The following is a 10,181-nucleotide window of genomic DNA, read 5'->3' as shown; positions in this document are numbered from 1 at the left end:
CGTGCTGCGCGTGGCCGGGACCGCTCTTTCCGAAGGGTCATCCCGTTGTTCGACCTCGATTTCTCTGCTGCGCATCCGTTGACCGCCCATGGCTGGGACGACGGGTTCGCGGAGAGTTTCACCCCCTATGCCGGGCAGGGGTTCGTGCCCGGCCGTATCGTCCGCGTGGACCGCGGGCGGGTGGATGTCGTCGTGCCCGAGGGCGACGGCGTCCGGACCGTGCTGGCGGATACCGCACTCGTGGCGACAAGCGATCCGATGCGGGTGCCGTGCACCGGTGACTGGGCCGTGATCGACCTGGAGAACGGGCTGACCGGTGACCATCTCGACGGCGTCGTCCGGGCGTTGCTGCCACGGCGTACGGCGTTCTTGCGGTCTGCTTCGTCCAAGCGTTCCGAGGGGCAGATCCTCGCGGCGAACGTCGATCATGCGGTGATCGCGGTGTCGTCGGCCGATGCGCTGGACCTCGGGCGTATCGAGCGGTTCGTCTCGCTGGCCTGGGAGGGCGGGGCACAGCCGCTGGTGGTGCTGACGAAGGCGGATCTGGCCGGAGGGCCGGACACGGTGGCGCATCTCGTCGCGGATGCGGAGTCCGCGGCTCCCGGTGTGCAGGTGCTGGCGGTCAGCTCGGCGACCGGTGACGGGATCGATGTGCTCTCCGCCGTGCTCGCCGGGGGCACGTCCGTACTGCTGGGGCAGTCCGGTGCGGGCAAGTCCACCCTGGCCAACGCCCTGCTCGGCGAGGAGGTGCAGCTGGTACAGGCGATCCGCGACCGGGACGGCAAGGGGCGGCACACCACGACCACCCGGGACCTGCGGGCGCTGCCCTGTGGTGGAGTGCTGATCGATACGCCGGGGCTGCGCGGCGTCGGAATGTGGGACGCGGGGGCCGGGCTGGCCCGGACGTTCTCGGATGTCGAGTCGCTGGCCGAGGGGTGCCGCTTCCACGACTGTGCGCATGAGGCGGAGCCCGGCTGTGCGGTGCAAGAGGCCGTCGAGACCGGTGAGTTGCCCGTACGGCGGCTGGAGAGCTACCGCAAGCTGCTGCGGGAGAACCAGCGCATCGTGGCGAAGACGGACGCCCGGCTGCGCGCCGAGCTCCGCCGGGACTGGAAGCAGAAGCAGGCGCTGGGGCGGCACATGATGGAGCGGAAGCGGGGGCCGCAGAGGTGACGTGAGGTGAGGGGCGTCTGGCGGCGGGGGAGGGGCCGGTCCGCACCCTGTGCACCGCCCTCGCCGCCGGACGGGTGCTGCTGGACGCGGGCACGGACCGTGGTGCCGCCGAACGGGTGCGCGCGGCGCTGTCCGCGGTCGGCCCGCGGGCGGCCGCCTACGGCCCCGCCGGGCGGAGGCCCCTCACCCCGCCGCCACCGCGCCCGCCCAGGCGCCGACGACCAGCAGGCAGGCGAACAGCTCGATCAGCACGCTCAGGCCGATGGCCCGCATGACCGTACGGGTCGAGGCCCAGGCGTCGCCATGGCTGCCGAGCCGGACCCGTTCCAGCAGGTAGAGGCCGCCGACGGCGCCCAGCGGGCCGCCGATGACCGGGATCACGAAGAACCCCACGATGCCGGCCACCCCGGCCAGGAACAGCGCCCGGTACGGCGCGCCCGCGGCCCGCAGGTTCCGGACCGGGAGCAGCCACTTCAGCGCCTGGTTGAGGAGCAGCACGGCGGTGGCGCCCATGAGCACCACCCAGGCGAGGGAGGACTTCTCGGACAGTGTCCACCACAGCACGCCCGCCCAGACGATGAGCGGCCCGGGAATACCGGGCACCAGCACTCCGAGCAGCCCCAGCAGCATCACCAGGCCGACCGCGACCAGCTGCCACACACTCATGCGGCGGCTCCGTCCCGTCCGGCCGGCCCGCCTTCGCCGGGCACGCTCCTTCGCCCGGCCCGCCGGCTGCTGCTCCTGGCCCGCCCGCTGCCCTCGCTCACGCGCCGGCCTCACTCCCGGCGGGTGCAGGACCCATGACGGCTCGTACGCTGCACACTCTCATGGCCCCAGCGTGCCGGACGCGACCCGGAAGCGCTTGCCGGCCGGCCGGACCGGGCGTGCCCGGCGAGTGCTCCGCCGTCAGCCCCGCCCCGTCCGCGTCACCCGGCAAACAGACAACGCCGGAGGGCGGACCGGCCAACACCCACGGCCACCCGGCCCGCCGGGCCGGAGTCCGCAGCCGCGGCCGGAGTGCGCCGCCGCGGTCCGGCGGACGATCACCCGTAGGAGGCCGGCCGCCCGGTGGACGCTCTTTCGCGCCCTGTCTCGGCCGTGGCCGTCCGGGGACAATACGGCCCATGGATCAGCAGGGAGCCGCGCGGGGCCACGAGGACGACTGGTGGCGGCAGTTGTACGGCGACGGCGACGGCGACGGCAGCGGTGGCGGCAGCGGCAGCGGTGACGGTGGCGCGGGCGCGGACGAGGGTGCCCCGGGCCGCCGCGCGGTGTGCGATGCCGGCCCGTCCGATGTGGGGCCGTCCGGGACCACGGACACCCTCGATGACCGGGTCGCATCGGCGCTGCGGACCCTCAGAGGGCCGAGGCGGGCCGGTCCGGCACCGCGGATGCCCCCGGATCGCGGTACGGCCGACCCGCAACCGGGGGAACCGCCGGGCCGGCCCGCCCCCTCCCCGCCCGAGCCGTCGGCACCGATCCCGCTCCGGTCCACCGGGCCCGGGAAGCACGCGCCATCCGCAGATCGCCCGGCCCCCGGCCGCCCGCTCGCCGACCGTCCGCCTGTCGACGGCCCGTCCACCGATGACTCATCCACCGGCGGCTCGCCCCTCGACAGCCCTCCCCTCGCCCCCGCGCCTGCCGACCGCCCGCCCACCGACCGGCGGGCCTCCCCGGTGCCCCGCCCCCAGCGGGACGCCCCACCACCCGGCCGGCGAACCGCCCCACCGCCCCGCCCTCCCCAGGACACCCCACCGCCTGCCGTCGCCGGCCCAGTCGCCACCGCCGGCCCCGCCGGTGACCGCCCGCCCTCGCCCGGGGCCGACCCGGGCGAACTGCCCGCCGCCGACCCGGCCGCGCTCGACGACCTGGTGCCGGACACCACGCTGGACGGCGCCCGGTACGGCGTGCTGACCCTGCGCGCCGTCTCACAGCGCGGCGACGCCGCCCGCCGGGGCGGCGACATACGCCGTGACGCGCTGCTCACCGCCCGCTTCGGGGCCGGCCGGCACGCTCTGATCCTGGTCGCCGTCGCCACGGGCCGCCCGTCCGCCGAGGGCGCCCACCGCGCCGCCCGGGACGCCTGCACCTGGATCGGCGGCGCGGTCGGCCGCAGTTACACCCGACTGGCGGAGGACATCCGGACGGACCGCCGCGGTGCCCTCAAATCCGGGCTGCAGCGGCTCACCGACCGCAGCTACGGCACCCTGCGCGGCCGGGGCCCGGAGCGGGGCGCCCCACCGGAGCGGCACCCGGCCGCGTTGCGCTGCCTGCTGCTGCCCGCCGATCCGGACTGCCGTACCCGGGTGTTCTTCGGCGTCGGCGCGGGCGGCCTCTTCCTGCTGCGCGACGGAGCCTGGCAGGACCTGGAGCCCGCCGGGACGGCCCGCCTCTCCGGAAAGGCGGCGGGCACCGGCCGACTGTCCCGGCCGGCCCCGGCCCCGGCGTACGACCCGCACCCGAACGGAAGCCCGGCACGGCCCGAGCCGTTCCTCTTCCGGACGGCCTTCGCCCGTCCGGGGGACACCCTGCTGCTGTGCACCGCGGGTCTCGCCGAACCGCTGCGGGAGGAGCCCGCCTTCGCCGCCCGGCTGGCCGACCGGTGGTCCGCCGCCGGGCCGCCGGGACTGGTGGACTTCCTCACCGCCGCGCAACTGCGGGCCGAGAACCACCCGCAGGACCGTACGGCCGTGGGGGTGTGGGAGTCGTAGCGCGGGCCACACAGGGACCCCGAAGCGGACCGGGCGGCGAGGCGCAGCGGAAAGGCGGGCCGCGAAGGCGGACCGGGGGGTGGACCGGGGGGCGGACCGGGAAGGCACCCGCTGAGATCCACGGGGAGGCACAGCGGAGGCGCGCCGCGGCGCCCCATGGGTTCATGGGAGAGCAGCCCCCACCACGCCAGCGGGGGCAACGCCCACCGCCGAAGGAGCGAGCGCGACATGGCGAAGCAGACCGTGGCCGAGCAGTTCGTGGACATCCTCGTGCGGGCGGGAGTGCGGCGGCTCTACGGTGTCGTCGGCGACAGCCTCAACCCGGTGGTGGACGCCATCCGGCGGAACTCCGCGATCGACTGGATCCAGGTCCGTCACGAAGAGGCCGCCGCCTTCGCCGCCGGGGCGGAAGCACAGCTCACCGGCTCCCTCGCGGCCTGCGCCGGCTCCTGCGGCCCCGGCAACCTGCACCTGATCAACGGTCTGTACGACGCCCACCGCTCCATGGCCCCGGTCCTCGCGCTGGCCTCCCACATCCCCTCCAGCGAGATCGGCACCAGCTTCTTCCAGGAGACCCACCCCGACCGGCTGTTCGCGGAGTGCAGCCACTACAGCGAACTGATCTCCAGCACCCGGCAGATGCCGCGGGTGCTGCAGACCGCCATCCAGCACGCCATCGGGCGGAGCGGGGTCGCGGTCGTCTCCCTCCCCGGCGATATCGCCGCCGAGCAGGCCCCCGAGCGCACCATCGAACACGCCCTGGTCACCGCGCGTCCGTCCGTCCGCCCCGGCGACGCCGAGACCGACAAGCTGGCCCGGATGATCAACGAGGCCGGCAAGGTCACGCTGTTCTGCGGCAGCGGTACGGCGGGAGCCCACGCCGAGGTCATGGAATTCGCCGAGCGGGTGAAGGCCCCGGTGGGCCACGCGCTGCGCGGCAAGGAATGGATTCAGTACGACAACCCCTTCGACGTCGGCATGAGCGGACTGCTCGGCTACGGCGCGGCCTACGAGGCCACCCATGAGTGCGACCTGCTGATCCTGCTCGGCACGGACTTCCCGTACGAGGCGTTCCTGCCCGACGACGTCACGATCGTGCAGGTCGATGTCCGCCCCGAACACCTGGGCCGCCGCTCCACACTCGACCTGGCAGTCTGGGGCGATGTGCGCGAGACCCTGCGCGGTCTGATGCCCAAGGTGCAGCCGAAGACGGACCGCCGGTTCCTGGACCGGATGCTCAAGAAGCACGCCGACGCGCTGGAGGGCGTGGTCAAGGCGTACACCCGCAAGGTCGAGAAACACCTGCCGATCCACCCCGAGTACGTCGCCTCAATCCTGGACGAGGAGGCCGCGGCCGACGCGGTCTTCACGGTCGACACCGGTATGTGCAATGTCTGGGCGGCCCGCTATCTCACCCCCAACGGCCGCCGCCGGGTGATCGGTTCGTTCAGCCACGGCTCGATGGCCAATGCGCTGCCGCAGGCGATCGGCGCCCAGTTCCTCGACCGCGGGCGCCAGGTCGTCTCGATGTCGGGCGACGGCGGGTTCACCATGCTGATGGGCGACTTCCTCACCCTGGTCCAGTACGACCTGCCGGTGAAGGTGGTGCTCTTCAACAACTCCTCGCTGGGCATGGTGGAGCTGGAGATGCTGGTCTCCGGGCTGCCCTCGTACGGCACGGGTTACCGCAACCCGGACTTCGCGGCCCTCGCCCGCGCGGCCGGGGCCCACGGCATCCGGGTGGAGAAGCCCAAGCAGGTGCGCAGCGCACTGCGCGAGGCCTTCAAGCACAAGGGGCCGGCGCTGGTCGACATCGTCACCGACCCCAATGCCCTCTCCATCCCGCCGAAGATCAGCGCCGAGATGGTGTCCGGCTTCGCCCTGTCGGCCGGCAAGATGGTGCTGGACGGCGGCGTCGGCCGGATGCTGCAGATGGCCCGCTCCAACTTGCGGAACGTTCCCAGGATTTAGTCCGGCGGGAGGGCCCCGTCAACTGCCCGCGAGCCAGAGCACTCCGGCGGTGAAGAAGGTGATCGCCGCGGCGGGTGCCGCGAAGCGGAGGCGGCGGATGCGGTCGACGCGGTGGAGCGCGAAGCCCAGGGCGACGGCCGTGAGGAGAACGGCGACCGTCCCGATCGTTCCCGGCAGGACGCCATGGCTGTACCCGAAGTCGTCGGCGTGCCGTATCCACGCCAATGACCAGAACAATTTCATTCCCCGCCCCCTGAATTCCCCACCCGAACGTACCGCTGACGCGTCGAGAATAGAGGGACCCCGGCTGCCCCGGGCGGGTGCCGCGGCCGGTTCAGGCCCCGGGCGGATGCTGTGGCCGGTTCAGGTCCCGGGCGGATGCTGTGGTCTCAGCCGGAGCGTCAGGATCTGGAACGGACGCAGCTCCACCGTCACCTCCGAGGTCGGCCCTGCTTCCTCCTCGTGCAGCGGCCGCTCCAGCAGGTCCGTGACGGTGGCCCGTGCGACCGGGAAGCCGGGGGAGAGCGTGCCGACGGCACGTCCGCCGTGCGACTCGTACAGCCGCACCACCACGTCGCCGCTGCGGTCCTCGGCGAGCTTGACCGACTCGACGGTGAGGGCCGGGTGGTCGACGCGGACCAGCGGGGGGACGGGCGGCGCGACGGCGGTCCGCAACGGCAGGTTGAGCGCCAGCCCCTCGGCGACCGCCGCACCGGTCCCGGCGCCCGGCAGCAGCGCATAGGTGAAGCGGTGGGTGCCCTGGTCGGTCTCGGGGTCGGGGCTGTGCGGCGCGCGCAGCAGGGTGAGCCGGACGGTCGTGCCCAGACCCTCCGGGTGCGGGGTGCGGGTGACGTCGTGGCCGTACGTCGAGTCGTTGAGCAGCGCGGTGCCGTAGCCCGGCTCGGCGACCCGCAGCCAGCGGTGCGCGCAGATCTCGAACCGGGCCGCGTCCCAGCTGGTGTTGGTGTGGGTCGGGCGGTGTACGTGCCCGAACTGCACCTCGGAGGTGGACCGCTCGGCGTGCACGTCCAGGGGAAAAGCGGCCTTGAGGACCTTCTCCGACTCGTGCCAGTCGATGTCGGTGCGGATGTCGAGGCGGCGTGAGCCCGCCCGCAAGGTCAGCTCCTGGACGATCCGGGACGCGCCGAACGCCCTGGTCACCCGTACCGTCGCGGACAGCGGCCCGGCCGCGGTCAGCTCGACCGACTCGGCGTCGGTCAGATCGGTGTGCCGATGGCGGTAGTGCCGGTCCAGGTCCCAGGCGTCGTACTGGGTGGGGTGGTCGGGGTGCAGTTGCAGCAGATTGCCGCGGGCACCCGGCGCCAGCACCTCCCGCCCGGCGGGCAGATCGTGTACGGACGCCAGCAGGCCGTCGGCGTCGACGACCACCCGCAGCAGCCCGTTGTCGAGCGTGACGGTGGCGTCCGCGTCGTGGTCGGCCCGTACGGGCGCGGGCGGCGGGGTCGCGGAGTCCGGACCGGCCGGGCGGACGGCCGCCGAGCCGAGCGCGGGGACATGCACCGCCACCTCGGTGGGCCCGCCCGCCCCCGGACCGCGCTCCGGCCCCGCCCCCGGCAGCGTGACGATCTCCTCCCGGTCGTAGGGCGAGGCATTGAACACCGTCGGTACCCCGGCCGCCCCGGGTGCCTCGATCGCCCCGAGTGCCGCCAGCGCCGTCTCGATGATCCCGGTGAGTTCGGCCGCGACCGCCGCGTAGGTGTCACGGGCCTCGCGATGCACCCAGGCGATGGACGACCCCGGGAGGATGTCGTGGAACTGGTGCAGCAGCACGGTCTTCCAGAGGCGGTCGAGGGCGTCGTACGGGTAGGCGTAGCCGCCGTCAGCCGCCCGCACCGCCGCCGTCGTGGCCCACAACTCCGCCTCGCGCAGCAGGTGTTCACTGCGCCGGTTGCCCTGTTTGGTCTTCGCCTGCGAGGTGTACGTACCGCGGTGGAACTGGAGGTACAGCTCGCCCGACCAGACCGGTGCCGCCGCCCCGTACTCCGCGTGGGCGGACTCGAAGAACCGGGCCGGCGGCTCGATCCCGACGCGCGGGGAGCCCTCCAGGGAGCGCAGCCGGCGGGCCCGCTCCAGCATCTCGCGGGTCGGGCCGCCACCGCCGTCACCCCAGCCGAAGGGCACCAGCGAGCGGGTGGCGCGCCCCTTGTCCGCGAAGTTGCATTCGGCATGGGCGAGTTCACCGGCGGCCAGCCGGGAGTTGTAGGTGTCCACCGGCGGGAAGTGGGTGAAGACCCGGGTGCCGTCGATGCCCTCCCACCAGAAGGTGTGGTGCGGCATCTTGTCGCTCTGGTTCCACGACAGCTTCTGGGTCAGGAACCACTTCGCCCCCGCCAGCCGCGCCAGCTGCGGGAACGCGGCGCTGTAGCCGAACGAGTCGGGCAGCCAGACTTCCTCGGTCTCGACCCCCAGCTCCTCCAGGAAGAAGCGCTTTCCGTGCACCAACTGCCGGGCCAGTGCCTCACCGCCGGGCATATTGGCGTCGGACTCCACCCACATCGAGCCGACCGGAGCCCAGTTCCCCTTCCGCACGGCCTCCTTGATGCGCTCCCAGATGTGCGGCTGGTGCTCCTTGACCCAGGCGTACTGCTGCGCCTGGGAGCAGGCGAACACCAACTCCGGGTACTCCCCGGCCAGCTGGGTGACGTTGGCGAAGGTACGGGACGCCTTGCGGACGGTCTCGCGCAGCGGCCACAGCCAGGCGGAGTCGATATGCGCATGTCCGGCGGCCGACACGCGATGGGCGCTCGCCGCGGCCGGCCGGCCGAGGACGTCCGCCAGCGCGGCCCGCCCCGCCCCCGCGGTGCCGCCGACATCGTGCAGATCCAGCGCGTCCAGCATGTCCTCCAGCGCCCGCAGGATCTCGTGCCGGCGCGAACCGTCGGCGGGCAGCTCGTGCATCAGCTCCGCCAGCACCTCGATGTCCAGGACCAACTGCCAGACGGTCTCGTCGAGCACCGCGAGATCCGCCGAGGCGAAGCGGTACAGCGGACGGCCCGGCGCGGTGCGTACATCGCCGAGGTCGGTGGGGCGGAAATCCCGCAGCACCGCCGGATTGGCGGCGGCCTCCAGCAGCAGCCGCACCCGCTCACCGCCACTGACCGGCGCGCCGACGGGGACATGCCGGTTGCGCGGATGGATGCCTTTGACGGGTACGCCCTCGGCGTCGTAAACCAGCCCCTCCGCCTGGAACCCGGGCCCGTCGCCGCTGAAGCCGGGGTCGATGACGGCCTCCACGCGTCGTCCCGCCCACTCCTCGGGCACCTCACCCGTCAGCCGGAACCAGCTCGTGGACCAGGGCGGCCCCCAGGGCTCGCCGACCGCGAAGGGCTCGTACGGGGCGTGCAGCGCGTCGCCCACCGGGACCGTTCCCCGCGCGCTCGCCTCCTTACCCGGGCCGTCGACGACGCTGCGCGGCACATGCCAGACGTCGAGCCGCAGCGGTACCCGCGCCGCGTACTGCGCGGGCCGGATGAACTGCCCCAGCGCCCTCTCCAGACGCCCCTCCACCAGCAGTCGGTCGTCGTGCACAGCGGCTCCTCACGGTCGTACTCCCCGACGCCGCCGGGGCGCGGGCGGGGGCCGGCGGCGGCTTCGGCGGTTGCCGTTGCCGGTGCCGGGGGAGTGTTCCGGTCGTCCGGGGTCCCTGCCGCGGGTTCCACGGCGGGCTCGGGTCAGGCATACCCACTGGGCGGCGCTCGGCCCACCCGGCGCGCGGGGCGTGCTCCCGGCGCCCGGCGGGTGGAAGCATGGCGGCAGATCCGATGGGCATGCTGACCGTGAGGCTGTTCGAGGCAGAGCGCCGATGTTCGTTGGGGGCGGGGGAGAAGATGCGTCAGCCTGTGCGACGCGAAGAGCGGGACAGACAGCAGGAATCGGCTGAGGGGAGCCGGAACGGGGGAATCGCCGCACGAGCGCCGGGTGTACTGGAGCGGAAGGTGCGGCATGCGGATCTGAAGGCGGTCGGCGAGGTGCGGCGGGAGCTGCGCCAACTGCTCAGCCGCTGGTCGGCGCCGGGTGACGGCGAGCTCACGGAGGTCGCGACCCTGCTCACCAGCGAGCTGGTCACCAACGCCCTGGTGCATGCGGAGGGCGGCGCCGTCGTCACGGCCAAGGTCGGCGACCGGCTGCGGGTGGAGGTGCGGGACTTTGTTCCCGGCCGTCCCGAGCCGCGCGCCCCGACCACCGACGGCACCTCCGGCAGGGGCCTGATGCTGGTGCGCTCCTTAGCCGACGCCTGGGGCATACGTGCCGAAAGCCTCGGCAAGAGCGTGTGGTTCGAGCTGGGCGGCGGACCGGCCTGACCCA

At 73.5% G+C, this 10,181-nt stretch carries 7 protein-coding genes; 4 read left to right on the top strand and 3 right to left on the bottom strand.

Going from position 1 to position 10,181, the window contains the following annotated elements; genetic code table 11:
• Positions 1–45: 45 nt before the first annotated feature.
• On the top strand, positions 46–1,173 hold the full coding sequence (rsgA, locus tag ABZ851_RS28685; RefSeq protein WP_361133367.1) for a ribosome small subunit-dependent GTPase A: 1,128 nt from the start codon (positions 46–48) through the stop codon (positions 1,171–1,173).
• A gap of 183 nt (positions 1,174–1,356) precedes the next feature.
• On the opposite strand, the gene ABZ851_RS28680 is transcribed toward rsgA, so the two are convergent.
• Positions 1,357–1,839, bottom strand: a complete 483-nt coding sequence (locus ABZ851_RS28680; protein WP_129293433.1) for a DUF456 domain-containing protein — start codon at positions 1,837–1,839, stop codon at positions 1,357–1,359.
• A gap of 458 nt (positions 1,840–2,297) precedes the next feature.
• Between ABZ851_RS28680 and ABZ851_RS28675 the strand changes: the two genes are divergently transcribed.
• Positions 2,298–3,884, top strand: a complete 1,587-nt coding sequence (locus ABZ851_RS28675) for a protein phosphatase 2C domain-containing protein (RefSeq protein WP_361133364.1) — start codon at positions 2,298–2,300, stop codon at positions 3,882–3,884.
• A gap of 228 nt (positions 3,885–4,112) precedes the next feature.
• Positions 4,113–5,855: a pyruvate dehydrogenase gene (locus ABZ851_RS28670; RefSeq protein ID WP_361133361.1), complete on the top strand. Its 1,743-nt coding sequence runs from the start codon at positions 4,113–4,115 to the stop codon at positions 5,853–5,855.
• 18 nt (positions 5,856–5,873) lie between these two features.
• On the opposite strand, the gene ABZ851_RS28665 is transcribed toward ABZ851_RS28670, so the two are convergent.
• On the bottom strand, positions 5,874–6,098 hold the full coding sequence (locus ABZ851_RS28665; RefSeq protein WP_361133359.1) for a hypothetical protein: 225 nt from the start codon (positions 6,096–6,098) through the stop codon (positions 5,874–5,876).
• 120 nt (positions 6,099–6,218) lie between these two features.
• Complete coding sequence (locus tag ABZ851_RS28660) at positions 6,219–9,404, bottom strand: glycoside hydrolase family 38 C-terminal domain-containing protein (RefSeq protein ID WP_361133356.1); 3,186 nt, start codon at positions 9,402–9,404, stop codon at positions 6,219–6,221.
• A gap of 395 nt (positions 9,405–9,799) precedes the next feature.
• Between ABZ851_RS28660 and ABZ851_RS28655 the strand changes: the two genes are divergently transcribed.
• Complete coding sequence (locus ABZ851_RS28655; RefSeq protein WP_361133608.1) at positions 9,800–10,177, top strand: ATP-binding protein; 378 nt, start codon at positions 9,800–9,802, stop codon at positions 10,175–10,177.
• The last annotated feature ends 4 nt before the right edge of the window (positions 10,178–10,181 follow it).

Source organism: Streptomyces sp. NPDC047049, assembly GCF_040643995.1.
GTDB lineage: Bacteria > Actinomycetota > Actinomycetes > Streptomycetales > Streptomycetaceae > Streptomyces > Streptomyces mooreae.
The sequence above is the reverse complement of the archived record's forward strand: the minus strand, read 5'-3'. Positions and strand labels throughout refer to the sequence as shown.

What these genes read in the sequence shown, in the direction of transcription:
- ABZ851_RS28680 (WP_129293433.1), bottom strand. Translation starts at nt 1,839, where the DNA reads ATGAGTGTGTGGCAGCTGGTCGCGGTCGGCCTGGTGATGCTGCTGGGG.
- ABZ851_RS28675 (WP_361133364.1), top strand. Translation starts at nt 2,298, where the DNA reads ATGGATCAGCAGGGAGCCGCGCGGGGCCACGAGGACGACTGGTGGCGG.
- ABZ851_RS28670 (WP_361133361.1), top strand. Translation starts at nt 4,113, where the DNA reads ATGGCGAAGCAGACCGTGGCCGAGCAGTTCGTGGACATCCTCGTGCGG.
- ABZ851_RS28665 (WP_361133359.1), bottom strand. Translation starts at nt 6,098, where the DNA reads ATGAAATTGTTCTGGTCATTGGCGTGGATACGGCACGCCGACGACTTC.